The following is a 19,154-nucleotide window of genomic DNA, read 5'->3' as shown; positions in this document are numbered from 1 at the left end:
GCTCAGCAGTCGATGACCAGCCGCGAGCACTTGGCACGCGACACGCAGGGCATGATCTTGGTGTTGGCGGCCTTGTCCTCGTCGGACAGCCAGTCGTCGGTGTGGAGGATTTCTCCGTCCAGCTCCAGCACGTGGGTCTCGCACATGCCGCAGGCACCGCCGCGGCACAGGTACGGGATCTCGTGGCCGGCGGCCTCGGCGGCTTCCAGCAGGCTCTGGTCGGGCGACACCGTGAGGGTCGCGCCGCTGCGGGCCAGGGTGACCTGGAACGCCTCGCCGACGCTGCCCTGTTCGAGGAAGCGCTCGTAGTGGATGTGGCTGTCGGTCCAGCCGTGGGCATGGGCGGCGTCGATCGTCGCCTGGATCATGCCCTCGGGGCCGCAGACGTAGACGTCGCTGCCCAGCGGGCGGTCCGCCAGCACGGCGGAAATATCCAGGCGCTCGCCGCGGTCGTCGCGGTACAGGCGCACGGCGTCGCCGTACTCCTGCAGCAATTCTTCACCCAGGCGCGCATGGGCGTCGCCGCGTACCGCCAGGTGCACTTCGAAGGGCGTGCCGCGCAGGCGCAGCTCGGCCAGTTGCGAGCACACCGGGGTGATGCCCACGCCGCCGGCGATGAACAGGTGCAGGCGCGCATGCTTGCTCAGCGGGAACAGGTTCACCGGGCGGAGAATTTCCAGCTCGTCGCCTTCCTTCACCACGTCGTGCATGTGCTTCGAACCGCCACGGCCCTCTTCCACGCGACGCACGGCGATCTGGTAGGCGCTGGCGTCGTAGGGCGAGCTCATCAGCGAATAGGCGTTGCGGTAGGTGCCGGTGGCGTGGGGCATCAGCACCACGACGTTGCTGCCGCCGGAGAACGGCGTCAGGTGCGCGCCGTCGGTGGAGGCCAGGGTGAAGCGCTTGATCTCGGGGGTCACCTGCTCGATGCGGGTGACGCGGACCTTCAGGGTTCCGTTGGACTGGCTCATGTGTCGAGCTCCTCGGCTTCGGGCAGTTCGCCGGGCACTTCGGCGTCGGCCTTCACCGCCTGGAAGGCGGCGAGGCGGCGGGAATAGTGGTCGCGGACCACCAGGGTGCGGGCGCAGTGCGGGCAGTCGAAGACGCGCTGGGTGACGTTCTCGGTGTAGCCGTCGCAGTGCACGCACCAGACGCGGCGCACGAAGGAGCCGGCGTGCTCGCGCAGCACCTCGTCCTTGTTCAGGTTGATCGCATCGGCGGCCTGCATGGCGGTGCCGATGAAGCTTTCCGAGCCGGCCAGGTACAGGCGGGTGCCCATGCGCGACTGGCCCAGCAGGGCGTGCAGGTCATCGACCAGCGCACGGTTGCTCGGGTAGATGGCCAGCTCGACGTCGGTGATGTCGCGCAGCGCGGCGAGGTGATCCTGGCCGGAGAAGGATTCGGTGGAATACAGCACGCGGATGGGCGCGGTGCGCGGCATCTCGGCGAGCAGGCGGAGCATGGCGGCGCCGCCGCTGCCCTGGCCGGCGATGATGTGGTGGGTGCCACCGGCGAGCGGGCGCAACTGGTCGTAGACCGGCCGGCTCTTGATACCTGTGATGAGCATTGTTCTTGTGCCTCCAGAACTGCCGCGGCTCTGACGTCAGAAGCGGCGGCGCGATTCGAGGACCCGTGCACGGTCACGGGTCGGGGAGTCACGGAGCACAGGCTGTGCCAAATCGTTAAGTAATTGAAATAAAAGGATAAAAATAAAGCGCGGGGGTGAAGGTGTAAGCAGAAATGACAACGCCTGTAGGCAGCCTTGCAGCGGTGGATTGTCGCAGGGGCGTTTCCGGTCGGTTTCGCGGATGCAGCCCGCCCGGCTTTTCGTAGGAGCGAGCTTGCTCGCGAACAGCTTCCGCGCGGGGTTTGTTCGCGAGCAAGCTCGCTCCTACAAATACGGGAAAGTCCGGCGTGAGCAGAGCGCTCACTCGTCCCGCTGCAACTTGCGGATCAAGGTGCCGACGTCGATGCCCAGGTGGATCGCCGCCTTGCGCTTGCTGCCGCACAGGCGCACCGCGCGCAGGATCACCTGGCGCTCGTAGCGCTGCACCTGGGCCTTGAGCGGCTGGTCGTCGATGGCCGCGGCCGGCTCGGCGGTGACGGCGGCGACAGGACTGCCGGCCGGCGGCGCGCCGAGCAGTTCCGGCGGCAGGTGCAGTTCTTCGGCCACGTCGTCGGCCAGCACCGCGAGGCGTTCGAAGATGTTCACAAGCTCGCGGATATTGCCGGGGTAGTCGTAGCCCAGCAGGCGTTCGCGGCAATCCGAGGCGAGCCGCAGCGGTGGCTGGCGGTCGCGGTTGATGCGCGCCAGGAGGATGTCCATCAGTACCGGCAGGTCATCGCGGTGGGCGCGCAGCGGCGGGATTTCCACCGGCAGCACGGCCAGGCGGTAGTAGAGGTCGGCGCGGAATTCGCCGGCCGCCACCTGGGCGCGCAAGTCCTTGTTGGTGGCGGCGATCACCTGCACCTGCACCTGTTTCGACAACGGCGAACCCACCGGCTGGATGGTGCCGTCCTCGAGGAACTTGAGCAGCTTGGCCTGCACCTGCAGCGGGATCTCGCCGATCTCGTCGAGGAACAGCGTGCCGCCCGAGGCACTCTCGATGTAGCCGCGCTTGCCCGATTGCAGCGCGCCGGTGAAGGCGCCGCGCTCGTAGCCGAACATCTCCGACTCGAACAGGGTTTCCGGGATGCTAGCGCAGTTCACGTCGATGAAGGGTCGGTCGCCCCAGCCGGCGGCGCGGTGGATGTGCCGGGCGATGGCGGTCTTGCCCACGCCGGGCTCGCCGAGCAGCAGCAGGCGCGCGCGGCGGCGGAAGGCGCGTACGCCCATGTCAGCGATGGAGGAGAGCAGCGGCGACATGTGCAGGGCGTTGTCCTGCGGGTCGCCCAGGCCCGACAGGTCGGTGGTCGAGGCGCGCCCCGAAGGGCTGCGCAGGCTGCCGGCGGTGCCCGGTTCGTATTCGCGCTGGACCAGCAGCGTGTACGGCTTCTCGTAGGCGGTGGTGGGCACCGCCTGGGCGCGGGTGAGGAACACCCGGCCGTCGCGCGAGCGGGTCAGCGCGCTCTTGCCGCCGCGCCGCAGGGCCTGCTGGAAGTCGTCGAACTGCAACGCCGAGCGCTGGAAGAAGTCCACGTCCGGCAGGCCCAGCACATCGATGCGGGTGACGCGGTTGACGCGTTCCGCCGCGAGGTTGATGAAGCGCACCCGCGAGTCGCCGTCGCAGACGACCAGCGCCTCGCTGAAACTGTCCAGCAGGGCGTGCAGCGCCGGGGTTTCCAGCAGTGCGGATAGCATCTCGGCCGAGGCGCTGACCGACGAGCGCATGCCCATGCGCAGCGGCGCGAAGAAGCCTTCTTCGCTCATGCTTCTTTGCTCATGGATGGAGCTCCGTCGCCTTGTTCGCCAAGCGCAGCACGAAGACGCGCCAGGCCTCGCCCTCGCGGATGAGGATGCGCGAGCAGTGGCTGTTGAAGGACTGGTAGTTGCCGAACTGGTCCGGCAGGTCGAGCACCTGCCAGGTGCGCTCGGGCAGCGGCATGCGGTTCAGCGTCGAGGCCAGGCCCGCGGCGCGGGTGATGCCGAAGGTGTGTTCGAAGGCGGCGTTGCGCCATTGCGGCTGGGCCTGCTCGTCGATCACCAGCACGGCGTCGGGCACCGCGTCGAACACCCGGCGCAGCGCCTCGATGCGCTGCTCGGCGTCGTGTTGCATGCGCAGTTCCTGGCTGACGTCGCGCAGGCTGCCCCACATGCGCAGCAGGCGGCCGTTGTGGATGCTGGCGCGCACGTCGTTCTCCACGTAGGCCGGCGAGCCGTCGTGGCGGCGGTCCACCGACAGCGCGCCGTCGACGTGGAAGTCCGCCTCGATCAGGCGCCGCACGAACTCCTCGTTGGCCGGGCTGCGTGGCCAGTACAGGCGCACCGGCTGTTCGCTGAAGTCGACGTCGGCCGGCATCTCGTAGATGTTGGCCATGGCGCGGTTGCACAGGCGCCAGTAGGAGCGGTTCTCGAACACCTGGCGGACGATCTCGTCGGGCGTCTCGCGCACGTCCACCGACTCGGCGAACTCGATGCACCAGTAGGCTACCCGCGCGCTGAAGAGCATCTGGCTCATCACCTCGTTGGCGCTCTGCAGCTCGCCCAGGCGCCGGCTGATCGGCCCCAGCGGCATCTTCACCAGGTGCAGGCGCGCCGGCTCGCCGTCGCGCCATTGCAGCACGCCGCTGGCGAGCACTGGCAGCAGGCCGCCGTTATGGCGGATCAGAGTCAGTTCCAGGTCCTGCACGCGCTCGTCCGCCGGCGGGCTGGCGAACAGCTGCATCAGCGCGTTCAGCGAGTCGGCGGTGTAGATCAGTTCGGCGCCCTGGCCGTCCAGCGAACCGGGCGGATAGCCGAGCTGATCGGTCTGCTCGGCCGAGACTTCGATGAAGCGTCCCTGGGACGTCAGGCTGTCGGACAGCAGCAAGCCCCTGTCCAGCAGCAGTTTCAGCGGGTCCATTTGTCCCTCCAACGTAGATCTCCAATGCAATTTCCCAACAGGGCGATGCGGCCATCGAATGGCCCGCCGGAGGAACAAGGCAGGTTGCATGCCAGTCTGGAATGCCCGCACGCCGCGGGGTGGGGCGAAGGGGGGTGGGCAAAAACGCAGCACGTGGGGCAAACCTGCAGCGCAGCGTGCAGAGTATCCGCTGCAGCGCTGCAACGGCGTGCCGGGCGATGGAAGGCGGGGGCGATTTACGCTCGATACTGGCCAGTTGATAGCTTTTGAGTTCGTTTGAGGCGCTGGCGCTGCTAGGATGCGCGCGCGTTTCGTTCCCTGGACCCAGAGCCCGCTCCCTACAAGAGGCCGCCATGCGCAAGCACCGTCGTTTGACCTTCCGCCACATTGGCCAGATCAACGTGACCAACCGCCTGAGCGGCGACCCCATGGGGGTGGTCCTGGACGTTTCGATGGGTGGGCTGCGGCTGGTGACGGACGGGCCGCTGGCGCCGGGCAGCTGCTACGACATGCGCCTGGAGATCCCGGTGCGCGAGGACCACACCCGCTCGGTGGACATCACCGCGATTTGCCAGTGGTCGAAGAAGGACGCGAAGAACGCGCGCTTCGAGCAGGGTTTCAAGCTGGACCGGCCGAGCGCCGCGTTCACCGAGCTGGTGACGTCGATGTCGGTGAGTTTCAACCGCAGCCTGCTGGGGCGGGCGCGGTTGTCGTGAGGGGGGGGGGTGGGTGTGGGCTGATGCACCCTCTCCCTAGCCCTCTCCCTGAAGGGAGAGGGGACTGTCCCGAGCGGGGGCTTTAGGTCAGAGCTCGCCGGCTGACTCCGCGACAACAACAGAACGCCGAACGGCTCCCTCTCCCTTCAGGGAGAGGGCGGGGGAGAGGGCAGCGCCCAGCGCCCGAGTCCCCCAAAAACCGCTTACCCCAGCGTCCCCATGATCTGCACCCCCACCCGCTCCGGAATCTCGTTCTGCGACAGCACGTGCAGCCCCGGGCTGAACACCCGTGCATAACGGGCGAGCAGCGGTCGCAGTTGCGGCATCACGGTGAGGATCGGCGGGTGACCTTCCTTGCGCAGCTTTTCCTTCACCACCGGCATGCTGTGCTGCAGCTGGTTGAGCAGGCTGGGCTCCACCGGGATGTTGTCCAGGCTCACCGGGCCGGCCTGCTGGGCGATGCTCAGGGCGCCGAGCAGGGTGTTCTCCAGGGCATTCTCCAGCACGAACACGGCCAGCTCCGGGCGGTCGCCGGCAATCGAGGAAACGATGCTGCGGCGCAGCGCGTAGCGCACGTCGGAGGCCAGCAGCACCGGGTCCTTGGTGGTCTCGCTGCCTTCGAGCAGGGCGCTGGCGATGGTGACGATGTCCTTCAGTGGCACCTCTTCCTGCAGCAACTGGCGGAACACCCGGTGCTGCTGCGAATAGGTCAGCTGCGCCTTCAGCGACTCGGCCAGCTTGGGCGCCTGCAGGGTCAGGCGCTGCATCAGGTGCTCGACGTCGTCGTGCTTGAAGATGTCCGGCAGGTGCTCGCGCACCACCTTGTTCAGGTGCGTGGCGACCACGCTGGCGCAGTCGATCACCTGGTAGCCCAGGTTCAGCGCGCGGGACTTGTCCGCCGGCAGGATCCACACCACCTGCATGCGATACGCCGGGTCGACGCCGAGGATGCCGTCGATCTCGCCGTACAGCTCCGGCGAGGGAATCGCCATCAGCCGGTCGGCGTGGATCTCCGCGCCGTCGATGCGCTCGCCATTGATGTGGATGGCGTACTGCGAGGCCTTCAGGCGCAGGCTGTCGCGGATCTGCACTTCCGGCAGGAGGAAGCCGAGGTTCTCCGAGAGCGTCTGGCGCACCCCGCGAATCCGCTGTGGCAGCGGCGCGCCGCTGGCCTCGTTGACCAGGCTGACCAGCTTGTAGCCCAGCGAGATCGACAGCCGCTCCACCAGCGGGATGTCTTCCCAGCCCAGTTGCTGTGCGCGCTCCTGATCCATCGCGTGCGTCAGCGCCTGGGTCTGCTCCAGCGTCTGCGCCTCCATCGGCGGGCCGGCCAGGGACAGGCGCCAGGCGATGAAGGCGACCAGTGCGGCGAAGGCGAAGAACGCCACGTGCGGCATGCCCGGCACCAGGCCGAGCACCACCAGGATGCCGGCGACGGTGTAGAGCAGCGACGGCGAGGCGAGCATCTGCTTGCGCACCAGGCTGGTGATTTCCGCCGACTCGTTGACCCGCGTGACGATGATCGCCGCCGCGGTGGACAGCAGCAGCGCCGGGATCTGCGCCACCAGGCCGTCGCCGATGGTCAGCAGGGCGTAGCGCTGGAAGGCCGCGCCGGCGGGCAGGTCGTAGACGAACACGCCGATGGCCAGGCCGCCGAACAGGTTGATCAGCAGGATCAGGATGCCGGCGATGGCGTCGCCGCGGACGAACTTCGAGGCGCCGTCCATCGCGCCGTAGAAGTCGGCCTCTTTGGCCACTTCCGAGCGGCGGCGCTTGGCTTCGTTCTGGTCGATCAGGCCGGCGTTGAGGTCGGCGTCGATGGCCATCTGCTTGCCGGGCAGCGCGTCCAGGATGAAGCGCGCGGTCACTTCGGAGATGCGCTCGCCGCCCTTGGTGATGACCATGAAGTTGATGATCATCAGGATCACGAAGACGATCAGGCCGACGATGAAGTTGCCGCCGATCACCACGTGACCGAAGGCTTCGATCACCTTGCCCGCCGCGCCCGTGCCGGTGTGGCCGTCGAGCAGCACCACGCGGGTCGAGGCGACGTTGAGGGTCAGGCGCAGCAGCGTGGTGACCAGGATCACCGTGGGCAGCAGGGAAAAGTCCAGCGGGCTCTTCGACGACACGCTGACCAGCAGCACCAGGATCGCCACCACGATGTTGAAGGTGAACAGGGCGTCCAGCACCAGCGGCGGCAGCGGCAGGATGATCATCGAGAGGATCGACAGGATGATCAGCGGGATGCCGATGCGGCCGCTCTGGAGGGTCGGCAATAGTGACTGCAGTAGGCGCATGGTCAGACTCTGTTCAGCAGTTCATCGGGAATGGGGACGTTCCTGATCAGCTCGGGCCGCTCGCGGCGCCCGGAGCGCCAGGCCTTGAGCTGGAGGATGTAGGTGAGGACGTGGGCCACGGCCTTGTACAGCTGCGCCGGGATCTGCTGGTTCACCTGGGTGGTGGCGTAGATGGCGCGGGCCAGCGGCGGCAGCTCCAGCACTTCCAGCGCGTGGGTCTTGGCCAGCTTGCGGATGTACAGCGCGGTCTCGTCCAGGCCCTTGGCGACCACGTAGGGCGCCTGGGCCTTCTTCGGGTCGTAGCGCAGCGCGACGGCGAAATGCACCGGGTTGACGATCACCACGTCGGCGCTCTTGATCGACTTGCTGATCTGCCGGTGCACCAGCTGGCGCTGCAACTGGCGGATGCGCGCCTTCACTTCCGGGCGGCCTTCCTGGTTCTTGTGTTCTTCCTTGCGCTCCTGCTTGGTCATGCGCAGCTTCTTCTTGAAGAAGAAGTACTGGATCGGGATGTCGATCACCGAGAACAGGATGAACACCACCAGCAGCGACAGGGTGATGTCGTAGAAGGTGCCGAAGGCGGCGACGATGGCGCCGTGCACGTTGCTGCGCTGCAGCGCCAGCAGGCCGGGCAGGGCGGCGTGCAGCTGGTAGAGCGCCACCAGGATCAGCACGGCGATCTTCAGCAGCGACTTGGCCAGCTCCGTCCAGTTCTGCAGCGAGAAGATGCGCCCAAGGCCGGTGATGGGGTTGAGCTTGGACAGCCGGGGCATGAAGTTCTTGCGGGAGAAGATCCAGCCGCCGGGGATCATCGAGAACAGCACCACCAGCAGCGGCGTGACCAGCAACGGCAGCAGCGTGGTGATCAGCAGCGCCAGGTGATGGCCGAGCACCAGCGGCAGGTCGTCCAGGCCGATCTCGCTGTGCCGCAGATCGATGAAGGACAGCGCGAAGCCCTGTCTGAGGCCATCGTAGAAGTGCTCGACGCAGAACTTCAGGGCGATCAGCGTGGCCAGCAGCGACAGCGTGGTGGACAGGTCCTTGGAGCGGCTGACCTGGCCATCCTCGCGGCTCTTTTTCAGCTTCTGCTGGGAAGCCTCTTCGGTTTTTTCCTGGGCGCTGTGCTGCTCAGCCATGGCGCCCCTCGCGGAAGATCACGCCGATGGCGTCGAGCAACTGGCGGGTGAGCTTGAGGTAATTCTCGGGGATGTCCGGCAGGGTCAGCCAGATGCACCCGAGCCCGGCCAGCACCGCCATGGGGAAGCCCAGGGAGAACAGGTTGAGCGCCGGGGAGATGCGGTTGAGCAGGCCGAAGCAGAACTGCACCAGGGTCATGCAGAACACCACCGGCAGGGTGATCAGTACGGCGGCGGCGAACACCCATGCCAGGCTGCCCGCTACCGACTCCAGGCCCAGGTAATGCAGGCCGTTGCCCACCGGCCAGTAGACGAAGCTCTGGTAGAGGATGCTCACCACCAGCAGGTGGCCGTCGATGGAGAGGAACAGGAACACCAGCAGGATGAAATACAGCTGGTAGAGGATCGAGGACGACGACACGCCGTTCATGGGGTCGTTGTACACCGCCATGCTCAGGCCCAGTTGGGTGGAGATCACGTCGCCCACCAGGGTGAACACGGTGAACACCAGCATCAGCGCAAGACCCAGCATCAGGCCGAAGGCGATCTGCTCCAGCGCCACCAGCAGGCCCTGGGCGGAGAACGGATCGATGGCCGGCGGGCGCGGCAGCGCGGCGCCCAGGGCGACGGTCAGGGCGAGGCCCAGGAGGATGCGCAGGCGCAGGGGGATCGCCTTGTGGCTGAAGATCGGCGCCAGGGCGAACACCGCCATGATCCGGCAGAACGGCCACCACCAGGCCTGCAGCGTGTGCAGGGTATCGAAGACCTGCAGGAAGGATGCGCCGTGCTGCATGGCATCAGCCGACCAGTCGGCCCGCCTGGTGGAACGATTCGATGAACAGCTCCGAGAGCGTACGCAGGATCCAGTGCCCGGCGAATACCAGCATCCCTAAGGTGATCAGCAGGCGCGGCAGGAAGCTGAGCATCTGCTCGTTGATCTGCGTGGCCGCCTGGAAAATGCTCACCAGCAGGCCGCCGATCAGGCTCGGCACGATCAGCACGCAGACAATCAGCGCGGTGATGTGCACGGCGTTGGAGACGATATCGACGGCGCTTTCGGGCGTGAGCATGGCGTGGTTTCCGTCAGGGCCGCTAGAACGGCTGCACGCTGCTGGTCAGCGTGCCCATCATCAGGGCCCAGCCATCCACCAGCACGAAGATCATCAGCTTGAACGGCAGCGAGATCATCATCGGCGAGAGCATCATCATGCCCATCGCCATCAGCACGCTGGCGACCACCAGGTCGATCACCAGGAACGGGATGAAGATCATGAAGCCCAGTTGGAACGCCGTCTTCAGCTCGCTGAGCACGAACGAGGGCAGCAGCAGGGAGAAGTCCAGGTCGTTCAGGTTCTCCGGCACGGTCTCGCCGGCCAGGGAGACCATGGTCTCCAGCGAGGTGCGGTTGGTCTGCGCCAGCATGAAGCGGCTCAGGGTCTGCTTGGCGCGGCCCATGCCGTCCTCCAGGCTGATCTGGTCGGCCTCGAAGGGTTGGTAGGCGTGGCTGTAGATGTCCTGCCAGACCGGCCGCATCACCAGCAGTGTCATCACCAGGGCGATGCCCACCAGCACGTTGTTCGGCGGGCTCTGCTGCAGGCCGATGGCCTGGCGCAGGATGGCCAGCACGATGACGAAGCGGGTGAAGCAGGTCATCAGCATGAGCATCGCCGGGAGGAAGCCCAGCAAGGTCATGACGATGAGGATCTGCAGCTTGACGCTGAAGGCCTGGCCGTCCGCCGTGTCGTGCAGGTTGAACAGCGTGACCTCGCCGCCGGCCGCCTGCACAGGGAGCGGGCAGAGCAGCAGGAGCAGGCCGATCGCGGCCAGGGCGCGGCGCAGCATCACGCGGTCAGGGCGTCGAGGCTGGCGCCGCACAGTTCGAGCACGCGCAGGCCGTAGTTGCCGTTCATCACCACCACCTCGGCCTTGGCGAACAGCGCGCCGTTGACCTTCACGTCCAGCGGCTCGCCGGCGAGCTTGTCGAGGACGATGACGCTGTTTGCGTCCACGTCCATCAGCTCCTTGAGCGAGATTTCCACCGAGGCGACTTCCAGGGTGACGTTCACCGGAATCTTGCCGAAGAAGCTCAGGTCCTGCTGCGGCAGCGACGCGCGCACGGGCTCGGCGGGGATGTCGGTGACGTCCTGGGTGAGGCCCAGGTCGCCGTCGTTGATCAGCGACTCGAACTCGGAGTCGGAGAGAGAACCGGTCATGGGTTTTTCACGCTTTCCAGGGAGGAGAGGAAGAGGGTGCCGTCGTCTTCGAAGATGGCGCCGCGGAACAGCTTCTGCTGGTTCACCCGCACCTCGACGCGCTCCAGCGGGCGGATGGTCAGCACGTCGCCCGGCTCCAGGGCCAGCACCTGCGACAGCGGCAGGCGCGCGGCTGCCACCACGCAGTCCAGGCGCAGCGGCAGGTGCTTGATGTGCTCCACCGGGTTGCCGGTCAGGCGCGGTGGCGGCGGCCCGGCGAGGCGGCGGGTCAGCTCGTCCGCCAGCGGGTTGTCGAGGTAGAGGTAGAGCGAGGAGCGCTCGCCGGTCAGGTGGCTGACGTAGCTGAATTCGGCGATGTACTCCCACTGCACTTCTTCGTAGGTGGGGTCGATCTGCTGCAGCCGGCCCACCGATTCGCCCATCAGCAGCGCGCGGCCGAACAGGTCCACCACGTCCAGGCCGAGGCGGTCGAGCATGCGCTGCTCGGAGCTGCTGATCGGCGGGGTGTCGCGGTTGGCGACCACGGTGCCGCCGTAATAGCACTCGATGACTTCGGTGAGCAGGGCGCGGTCCATGGCGAAACCGAACTTGCCCAGGGGCGAATCGAACAGGCATTCCAGTTCACGGGGAAGTTCCTCGTGAATGATCAGGTTATCCAGTTCGAGATTGATTCGATAATGCCGCAGAAAATAGTCACTGATAATCCGCGGATACTTTCCGGAGATCTCTTTGATGTACTGCGGAATCTTGTGATAATGCCGGCCGAGTTTCTGCGGTTTCAGTCGAATCAGACTGTCGGCGGGCACGCCATGATGGACTTTTGATTTACCAGTCATGCTCAGCGTCGTACTTCCAGGTTCGATCTGCCATCTGCCCAAGGACACGGGAGGTGTCATGACCGCCGGGATCGGCTGATCGTTGCTCGCGGCATGCTCTGTATGTCGCAGAGCCCGTGGCCGGGCCTCAAGGGCGGGGCGTCAGGGCGACTGACATGGCGCAATGATAGCGATTTGAGGTCGCCCGATTAAATCAATAGATATCAAATGCTGTTTTTGACGGAACTTTTTGTCTATTGATTTAAATTAATCGGCGGGAAGCTATGGCGAAGTGCTGGCACTTGTTAGGGTGGGCGAGTTAGTTACAGGTTGCGACCACTTCGAATATGACGAAGTGGTGGCAATGCCCCCCGTAAGAGAACCCTTTCAACAAGAAGTTCCGCCGCGCCGGAAGAATGTTTCGGCGGATGCTGGCGTGGAACCCTGGAAGGTTTTTCTGACGCACTAGCGAATGGAAAGTTGCGGTGAACAGTTTAAGCCAGTCGATCGACCAATTATGTGAAACGCTGCTCGAAGAGCGGCCTGCGCAGAAAAAAGTTGCGATCATCGGGCCGTCCTCGGACGCCGCTCACGCCCTCCTGTTGCAAACGCTGCTGGCCGAAGGCTGCCGCGTCGAACGTTTCTCCGGCTTCGCCGAACTGGCCCGCGCGCGCAGCGACGCGGCCTTGCTGTTCATCCTGGCCGGCGCCTTTCCCGCCCCCGACCTGTATGCCCAGGTCGGCGCGCTGCTCAGCGACGGCCGCGAGCGCGACGTGGTGCCCATCGTCGGGTATGACGAGCAGGACAAGGCCGCCACCTTGCTCGACCTCGGCTGCGTCGATTACCTCCTCTCGCCCTTCGGGGCCGGCCAGCTGTCCGCGCTGCTGCGCCGCCAGGAAGCCGCCAGCGCCGCCCAGGAGCTGTTCGTTTCGCGCTCCCAGGCCGGCCGCCGCCTGCTGGCCATGGCGCAACGCGTGGCGCAGACCCGCGCGCCGATCCTGATCACCGGCGAAACCGGCACCGGCAAGGAACTGCTGGCCCGCTACATCCACGGCATCGCCAGCCCCGACGCGCCCTTCATCGCGGTGAACTGCGCGGCGATTCCCGAGGCGATGCTCGAATCCATCCTCTTCGGCCACGAACGCGGCGCCTTCACCGGCGCGGTGACGGCCCAGCCGGGCAAGTTCGAGCTGGCCAACGGCGGCACCCTGCTGCTCGACGAGATCGGCGAGCTGCCGCTGGCGCTTCAGGCCAAGCTGCTGCGCGTGCTGCAGGAGCAGCGCGTGGAGCGCCTGGGCGGGCGCCGCGAGATCGAACTGGACGTGCGCATCATCGCCGCCACCAACCGCGACCTGCAGGCCGAAGTCGGCGAAGGGCGCTTCCGCGCCGACCTGATGTTCCGCCTCGACGTGCTGCCGCTGCACATCTCGCCGCTGCGCGAGCGCAAGGAAGACGTCCTGCCGCTGGCGCGCCGCTTCATCCGCCAGTACGCCCCGCAGGACGCCGAGCACGACCTGCTCACCGAAGCCGCCAGCCGCGCGCTGTTGCAGCATGACTGGCCCGGCAACGTGCGCGAGCTGGAGAACACCCTGCAACGCGCGCTGGTGCTGCGCAACGGCCTGTTCATCCAGCCCCGCGACCTCGGCCTGGCCGCGCCGGACGTGCCGCTGGCCACCGTCGCCGCGGTGATCCCGCTGGCGGCCGAAGGCGGCCGCGCCGCGTTGCGCGCCAGCGGCAAGCTCGCCGAGTACCAGCATGTCATCGACACCATCCGCCGCTTCGGCGGGCACAAGACCAAGGCCGCTCAGAGCCTGGGCATGACCACCCGCGCGCTGCGCTACCGGCTCAACGCGATGCGCGAGCAGGGCGTGCAGGTGCAGTTCTGATTTCGTTTCCGGGGGAGACTTCCATGAGTTCGATCATGCAGGTGCAGCAGGACATGCTGGACCGGATGAACCGCTACGCCGACCTGGCCAGCGGCCCGGCCGTGCGCCCCGCCGCACCGCTCTCGGCCAATGCGCAGGCTCCAGGCATCGGCGCCAGCTTCGAGCAGGCACTGCGCTCGGTGGACGCCGAGCAGCACAAGGCCAGCGACGCCATGGCCGCCGTGGACAGCGGCCAGAGCGAAGACCTGGTCGGCGCCATGATCCAGAGCCAGAAGGCCAGCGTGTCGTTCTCCGCGCTGCTGCAGGTGCGCAACAAGCTCACCGGCGCCTTCGACGAAATCATCCGCATGCCGCTGTAAGGACTGACAGTGCTGCAGAATCTCAAAGGGCGCCTGCCGCTCGACAAACTCAAGCTCGACCCGCGCCTGGGGCTGCTCGGCATCGCCCTGGGCGCCGCCCTGCTGGCGGCGGCCGTGGTCTTCTACCTGTGGCGCGACCAGGGTGCCTACCGCCCGCTGTACGGCGCCGGCGAGGCGTACCCGGCTGCCGACGTCATGCAGGTGCTGGACGCCGAGGCCCTCGATTATCGCCTGCACCCGCAGAGCGGCCAGGTGCTGGTGCGCGAGGAAGACCTGGCGCGCGCCCGCATGCTGCTGGCGGCCAAGGGCGTGAAGGTGTCCGTGCCGGCCGGCTATGAGCTGTTCGACAAGGACGAGCCGCTGGGCACCAGCCACTTCCTCCAGGACGTGCGCCTGAAGCGCAGCCTGGAAGGCGAGCTGGCCCGCACCATCATGGGCCTGAAGGGCATCGAGCAGGCGCGCGTGCACATCGCCCGCGAGGACAGCAATTCCTTCGTCGTCGGCCGGCGCGATCCGGCCAAGGCCTCGGTGCTGCTGCAACTGGCGCCCGGCCAGCGGCTGAGCCCCGAGCAGGTCGGCGCCATCGTCAACCTGGTGGCCGGCAGCGTGCCGCAGCTCAAGCCCGACGACGTCAGCGTGGTGGATCAGAACGGCGTGCTGCTGTCGCGTGGCATCAGCGGCGTCGGCGGCCCCTCGCAGAACTGGCAGGCGGTGGATGAGTACCAGCGCAAGGCCGTGGGCAATGTCGAGGAAGTCCTGGCGCCGGTGCTCGGCCTGGGCAACTACCGCATCAGCGTGTCCGCCGACATCGACTTCAGCCAGAAGGAAGAAACCCAGCAGGCCTACGGCGAAGCGCCGCGCCTGCGCAGCGAAGTCCTGCGCAACGAGAGCACGCTGGACCAGCTCGCCCTCGGCGTGCCCGGCTCGCTGAGCAACCGTCCGCCTGAGCCTGCGCCGCAACAGCAGGGACAGAATGCCCAGGGCACCAACCCCGCTGGCAACCCGCCGGGCAATGGCAAGGTCGCCAGCACCGACAACAAGGCCGCGACCTCGACCCGCGAGGAAGCCACCCGGCAGAACGACTTCGACCAGCGCGTCACCCACATCAAGTACCCGGCCTTCGCCCTGCGCCAGCAGAGCGTCGCCGTGGTGATCAACGCCTCCACCGCGCCCGAAGGCGGCTGGACCGACAAGGCCCGCGCCGACCTGGAAACCATGGTCAAGAGCGCCGTGGGCTTCAACGCGGCGCGCGGCGACCTGATTACCGTCAGCGTGTTCCCCTTCGCCGCCACGCCGGTGGAGAAGTCCAGCGCCAGCTGGTGGGAGAGCAGCGCCCTGCAATCCCTGGTGCGCTACACCGTGCTCGGCCTGATCGCCCTGCTGTTCCTGTTGTTTGGCGTGCGCCCGGCCGTGCGCAGCCTGACCCAGCGCGCGCAACCGGCGCTGGCCGCCGAGCCGGCCGAGGGCAAGGCCGAATACCCCCTGGCCGTGGACGCCGAGCGGCGCCTGGCGCTGGGCAGTGAAAGCGTCGGCGGGCTCAACGTGCTCGGCGAGCTGAACCCGCTCTCGGAAATCCGCCTGCCGGCCCCGGGCTCGGGGCTGGAGCACCAGATCGAGCATCTGCAGATGCTGGCGAAGAATGACCCGGAACGGGTCTCGGAAGTGATCAAGCACTGGATTGGCCGCAATGACCGACACGAGCCTGCCTGAAGAAACGAAAAAGCGCGGCCCGCAGATGCGCGCCGTGAGCTCCCTGGAACAGGCGGCGATCCTCATGCTGAGCATGGGTGACGAAGCCTCCGCCGGCATCCTGCGCAACTTCAGCCGCGAGGAGATCGTCAGCATCAGCCAGGCGATGGCGCGGTTGTCCAACGTCAAGCAGAACACCGTCTCCGACGTCATCGGGCGCTTCTTCGACGACTACAAGCTGCAGTCCAGCATCAAGGGCGCCTCGCGCTCCTACCTCGCCGGCATGCTCGGCAAGGCGCTGGGCAGCGACATCACGCGCAACCTGCTGGACAGCATCTACGGCGAGGAGATCCGCGCCAAGATGGCGCGCATGGAGTGGATCGATCCCAAGCAGTTCGCCGCGCTGATCGCCAAGGAACACGCGCAGATGCAGGCGGTGTTCCTCGCCTTCCTGCCGCCGGGCATGGCCACCGACGTGCTCGAGGCGATGCCCGCCGAGCGCCAGGACGAGCTGCTGTTCCGCATCGCCAACCTGAGCGAGGTGAACAGCGACGTGATCGCCGAGCTGGAGCAACTGATCGACCGCAGCCTGCGCGTGCTCTCCACCCAGGGCTCGCAGGTGCGCGGGGTGAAGCAGGCGGCGGACATCATGAACCGCTTCAAGGGCGACCGTAACCAGATGTTCGAGCTGCTGCGCGCCCACAACGACGACCTGGTGGGCAAGATAGAAGACGAGATGTACGACTTCTTCATCCTCTCCCGGCAGAACCAGGAAGTACTGCAGACCCTGCTGGAAGTCATCCCGCTGGACGAATGGGTGGTCGCCCTCAAGGGCGCCGAGCCCGAGCTGGTGCGCGCCATCCAGGGCGCCATGCCCAAGCGCCAGGCGCAGCAGATGGAGTCCATCAACCGCCGCCAGGGCCCGGTGCCGCTCAGCCGCGTGGAGCAGGTGCGCAAGGACATCATGGGCGTGGTGCGCGAGCTGGCCGCCGAGGGCGACCTGCAGGTGCAGCTGTTCCGCGAGCAGACGGTGGAGTAACCGCCCATGGCGATCAAAGTCATCAAGGCCGACAGCCGCGCCTGGCGCCCGTACCGCTTCCCGCCGCGCTGCGCCACCGCCAGCGCCGACAGCCACGGCTGGAACAGCGACCCGGCGGCGCGCCAGCGCGCCATCTCCGAAGGCTTCCAGGAAGGCCTGGAGAAGGGCTACCAGGACGGTGTGGCCGAAGGCCGCGAAGCCGGCCTGCGCGAAGGCTTCGACGCCGGCCGCCAGGATGGCCTGCGCAAGGGCCGCGAAGAAGGCCGCGCCGCCGGCCGCCAGGCGTTCGACGAGGCCAGCGCGCCGCTGTCGGCCGCCGTCGAGGCCTTCGCCGACTACCACCAGGCCTTCCAGCGCAGCCGCCAGCAGCAGTTGCTGGAGCTGGTGCAGAAGGTGGCGAAGCAGGTCATCCGCGTCGAGCTGACGCTCAACCCCACGCAGTTGCTGACCCTGGCCGAGGAAGCCCTCGCCGCCATGCCGGACGAGCCGGTGGAGGTGCAGATCCTGCTCAACCCCGAAGAATGCGCGCGCATCCGCGAGCTGAACCCGGAGCGCGCCGCCAAGTGGCGCCTGGTGCCGGACGAGCGCCTGGCGCTGGGCGAGTGCCGTGTGGTCACCGCCCAGGCGGAGGCCGACATCGGCTGCCAGCAGCGGCTGGACAGCTGCATGGAAGCCCTGAGCGCGCACCTGCAGGACGCCGACTGAGATGGCCCTGGGCGACGGCTTCAAGCTGGAAGAGGCCCTGCGCGCGCTGGATTCGGTGCAGCTGGCGCGGGTCAGCGGTCGCCTGGTGCGCGTCTCCGGCCTGCTGCTGGAAAGCCTCGGCTGCCGGCGGATGACCGGGCAGCGCTGCTACGTGGAAGTCGCCGACGGTGAGCGCCTGGAGGCCCAGGTGGTCGGCTTCAACCGCGACATCACCTACCTCATGCCCTTCAAGAAGCCCGTCGGCCTGACCTCCGGCTCGCGGGTCTTCCCGGCGCCGGACGAAGCCGTGCTGAACATCGATCATTCCTGGCTGGGGCGCGTCGTCAACGGCCTCGGCGAACCCCTGGACGGCCTCGGCAAGCTCGCCGGCCGCCACCCGCTGCCCACCGAACTGCCGCAGGTGAACCCGCTGCGCCGGCGCCCGGTGTCCGAGCCGCTGGACGTCGGCGTGCGCGCCATCAACGGCCTGCTGACCCTGGGCAAGGGCCAGCGCGTCGGCCTGTTCGCCGGCAGCGGCGTGGGCAAGAGCGTGCTGCTGGGGATGATCACCCGGCAGACCAAGGCGGACGTGGTGGTGGTCGGGCTGATCGGCGAACGCGGCCGCGAGGTGCAGGAATTCATCCTGCATTCCCTCGGCCCGGAAGGCCTGCAGAAGGCCGTGGTGGTGGTGGCGCCGGCCAATGAATCGCCGCTGATGCGCCTGAAGGCCACCGAGCTGTGCCACAGCATCGCCGCCTACTTCCGCGACCAGGGCAAGGACGTGCTGCTGCTGGTGGATTCGCTGACCCGCTACGCCATGGCCCAGCGCGAGATCGCCCTGGCTCTGGGCGAGCCGCCGGCCACCAAGGGCTACCCGCCGTCGGTGTTCGGCATGCTCCCGGAGCTGGTGGAGAGCGCCGGCAATGGCGAGGGCGAGACAGGCAGCCTGAGCGCCATCTACACGGTGCTGGCGGAGGGCGACGATCACCAGGACCCGATCGTCGATTGCGCCCGCGCCATCCTCGACGGGCACATCGTGCTGTCGCGCCGGCTGGCGGACGTCGGGCACTACCCGGCCATCGACATCGGCGCCTCGGTCAGCCGCTGCATGAGCCAGGTGGCGGAGCCCGCGCACCTCGCCGCGGCGCGGCAGTTCAAGGAATTCAGCAGCACCTACGAGCGCATCAAGGAGCTGATCCCGCTGGGCGGCTACACGCCGGGCATGGACGTGAAGACCGACCGTGCGGTACAGCTGGCGCCCATGCTGGAGCGCTACCTGCGCCAGGAAACCGCGGATGGCGCCGAGCTGGGCGCCAGCGTCGCCACCTTGCAAAGCATCGTCGGGGGCCGCTGATGAAGGCGCAGATCGACATGCTCGGGCGCCTGGCCGACGTGCGCGGCGGCAAGGTTCGCGAACTGCTGGGCCGGGTCAATTACCAGCAGAACCTCTGCCAGCGCTACCGCAACAACATCACCGGGCTGGACCGCCTGTGCGGTTTCAGCGTGGCCACCAGCACGCCGCTGCAGCGGCACAACCAGCAACAGTACAAGGCCACCCTGCACAAGATGCTGCAATTGCAGCGCCGCGAGCTGGAGGTCGCCGAGCAGACCCTGGTGCGCATCCAGGGCGAGCTGATGGCGGCCATGCGCAGCGAGAAGGTGCTGGCCCAGGTGATCGAGGCCAAGGTCGGCCAATGGCAGTTGCAGCTGGCCCAGCAGGAACAGAAAATCCAGGATGGCCTCGCCGCGCAGTCGTGGTGGCGGGCGCGGGCTTGAGTGTGGGGGGCGGAAGTGGCGGATAACGCGTTCCGCGTC

At 67.2% G+C, this 19,154-nt stretch carries 19 protein-coding genes; 8 read left to right on the top strand and 11 right to left on the bottom strand.

All coding sequences use genetic code 11. The annotated features are described in order from the left end of the window. Nucleotides 1–2: 2 nt before the first annotated feature. The 4 genes from ACNFIA_RS02055 to ACNFIA_RS02040 all read right to left on the bottom strand — a co-directional run bounded on the left by ACNFIA_RS02055 (nucleotide 3) and on the right by ACNFIA_RS02040 (nucleotide 4,502). Nucleotides 3–971 carry a PDR/VanB family oxidoreductase gene (locus tag ACNFIA_RS02055; RefSeq protein ID WP_416782696.1) on the bottom strand — a complete coding sequence of 323 codons (969 nt, stop codon included), beginning with the start codon at nucleotides 969–971 and terminating at the stop codon, nucleotides 3–5. Beyond that, nucleotides 968–1,567, bottom strand: a complete 600-nt coding sequence (locus ACNFIA_RS02050) for a dimethylamine monooxygenase subunit DmmA family protein (protein ID WP_259758506.1) — start codon at nucleotides 1,565–1,567, stop codon at nucleotides 968–970. Before ACNFIA_RS02050 ends, ACNFIA_RS02055 begins: the two co-directional genes overlap by 4 nt. Nucleotides 1,568–1,927: 360 nt before the next feature. Next, the gene (locus ACNFIA_RS02045; RefSeq protein WP_416782695.1) at nucleotides 1,928–3,370 is read right to left on the bottom strand and encodes a sigma-54 interaction domain-containing protein; all 1,443 of its coding nucleotides are present in this window, start codon (nucleotides 3,368–3,370) and stop codon (nucleotides 1,928–1,930) included. Between the two features lie 10 nt (nucleotides 3,371–3,380). Continuing rightward, entirely contained in the window at nucleotides 3,381–4,502 is a 1,122-nt protein-coding gene (locus tag ACNFIA_RS02040; protein ID WP_259758509.1) for a PAS domain-containing protein, read from the bottom strand. Nucleotides 4,503–4,855: 353 nt separating this feature from the next. On the opposite strand from ACNFIA_RS02040, the gene ACNFIA_RS02035 reads away from it, so the two are divergent. Continuing rightward, nucleotides 4,856–5,218, top strand: coding sequence for a PilZ domain-containing protein (locus ACNFIA_RS02035; protein WP_259758511.1), 363 nt, complete (start codon nucleotides 4,856–4,858; stop codon nucleotides 5,216–5,218). 203 nt (nucleotides 5,219–5,421) lie between these two features. On the opposite strand, the gene ACNFIA_RS02030 is transcribed toward ACNFIA_RS02035, so the two are convergent. From ACNFIA_RS02030 to ACNFIA_RS02000, 7 genes are read right to left on the bottom strand one after another with little or no spacing between them, the layout of a single operon-like run. Next, the gene (locus ACNFIA_RS02030; RefSeq protein WP_416782694.1) at nucleotides 5,422–7,518 is read right to left on the bottom strand and encodes a flagellar biosynthesis protein FlhA; all 2,097 of its coding nucleotides are present in this window, start codon (nucleotides 7,516–7,518) and stop codon (nucleotides 5,422–5,424) included. A 2-nt stretch (nucleotides 7,519–7,520) separates the two neighbouring features. After that, a complete protein-coding gene (gene flhB, locus ACNFIA_RS02025) occupies nucleotides 7,521–8,654 on the bottom strand; it encodes a flagellar biosynthesis protein FlhB (protein WP_416782693.1) in 1,134 nt (377 codons plus the stop codon). Continuing rightward, nucleotides 8,647–9,447 (bottom strand): flagellar biosynthetic protein FliR, encoded by an 801-nt coding sequence (gene fliR, locus ACNFIA_RS02020; protein ID WP_416782692.1) that lies wholly within the window; start codon nucleotides 9,445–9,447, stop codon nucleotides 8,647–8,649. Before fliR ends, flhB begins: the two co-directional genes overlap by 8 nt. Before the next feature lie 4 nt (nucleotides 9,448–9,451). After that, the gene (locus ACNFIA_RS02015; RefSeq protein ID WP_045213351.1) at nucleotides 9,452–9,724 is read right to left on the bottom strand and encodes a flagellar biosynthetic protein FliQ; all 273 of its coding nucleotides are present in this window, start codon (nucleotides 9,722–9,724) and stop codon (nucleotides 9,452–9,454) included. A gap of 22 nt (nucleotides 9,725–9,746) precedes the next feature. Continuing rightward, on the bottom strand, nucleotides 9,747–10,496 hold the full coding sequence (gene fliP, locus ACNFIA_RS02010) for a flagellar type III secretion system pore protein FliP (protein ID WP_259758519.1): 750 nt from the start codon (nucleotides 10,494–10,496) through the stop codon (nucleotides 9,747–9,749). Then, complete coding sequence (gene fliN / locus ACNFIA_RS02005; protein ID WP_416782691.1) at nucleotides 10,496–10,867, bottom strand: flagellar motor switch protein FliN; 372 nt, start codon at nucleotides 10,865–10,867, stop codon at nucleotides 10,496–10,498. Before fliN ends, fliP begins: the two co-directional genes overlap by 1 nt. Next, entirely contained in the window at nucleotides 10,864–11,703 is an 840-nt protein-coding gene (locus ACNFIA_RS02000; RefSeq protein ID WP_416782690.1) for a FliM/FliN family flagellar motor switch protein, read from the bottom strand. The genes fliN and ACNFIA_RS02000 overlap by 4 nt, the downstream gene beginning before the upstream one ends. A gap of 464 nt (nucleotides 11,704–12,167) precedes the next feature. On the opposite strand from ACNFIA_RS02000, the gene ACNFIA_RS01995 reads away from it, so the two are divergent. From ACNFIA_RS01995 to ACNFIA_RS01965, 7 genes are read left to right on the top strand one after another with little or no spacing between them, the layout of a single operon-like run. Then, nucleotides 12,168–13,568, top strand: coding sequence for a sigma 54-interacting transcriptional regulator (locus tag ACNFIA_RS01995; protein WP_416782689.1), 1,401 nt, complete (start codon nucleotides 12,168–12,170; stop codon nucleotides 13,566–13,568). 23 nt (nucleotides 13,569–13,591) lie between these two features. After that, entirely contained in the window at nucleotides 13,592–13,927 is a 336-nt protein-coding gene (locus ACNFIA_RS01990) for a flagellar hook-basal body complex protein FliE (RefSeq protein ID WP_259758522.1), read from the top strand. A 9-nt stretch (nucleotides 13,928–13,936) separates the two neighbouring features. After that, a complete protein-coding gene (gene fliF / locus ACNFIA_RS01985) occupies nucleotides 13,937–15,637 on the top strand; it encodes a flagellar basal-body MS-ring/collar protein FliF (RefSeq protein WP_416782688.1) in 1,701 nt (566 codons plus the stop codon). Next, nucleotides 15,615–16,655: a FliG C-terminal domain-containing protein gene (locus ACNFIA_RS01980; RefSeq protein ID WP_416782687.1), complete on the top strand. Its 1,041-nt coding sequence runs from the start codon at nucleotides 15,615–15,617 to the stop codon at nucleotides 16,653–16,655. The genes fliF and ACNFIA_RS01980 overlap by 23 nt, the downstream gene beginning before the upstream one ends. A gap of 6 nt (nucleotides 16,656–16,661) precedes the next feature. Then, nucleotides 16,662–17,360: a flagellar assembly protein FliH gene (fliH, locus tag ACNFIA_RS01975; protein ID WP_416782686.1), complete on the top strand. Its 699-nt coding sequence runs from the start codon at nucleotides 16,662–16,664 to the stop codon at nucleotides 17,358–17,360. A 1-nt stretch (nucleotide 17,361) separates the two neighbouring features. Continuing rightward, nucleotides 17,362–18,693 (top strand): flagellar protein export ATPase FliI, encoded by a 1,332-nt coding sequence (gene fliI, locus ACNFIA_RS01970; protein ID WP_416782685.1) that lies wholly within the window; start codon nucleotides 17,362–17,364, stop codon nucleotides 18,691–18,693. Beyond that, the gene (locus tag ACNFIA_RS01965; RefSeq protein WP_416782684.1) at nucleotides 18,693–19,115 is read left to right on the top strand and encodes a flagellar export protein FliJ; all 423 of its coding nucleotides are present in this window, start codon (nucleotides 18,693–18,695) and stop codon (nucleotides 19,113–19,115) included. Before fliI ends, ACNFIA_RS01965 begins: the two co-directional genes overlap by 1 nt. Nucleotides 19,116–19,154: the final 39 nt, after the last annotated feature.

The sequence above is a fragment of the Pseudomonas sp. NY15437 genome (assembly GCF_048068435.1).
GTDB classification, from domain to species: Bacteria; Pseudomonadota; Gammaproteobacteria; order Pseudomonadales; family Pseudomonadaceae; genus Pseudomonas; species Pseudomonas nitroreducens_B.
The sequence above is the reverse complement of the archived record's forward strand: the minus strand, read 5'-3'. Positions and strand labels throughout refer to the sequence as shown.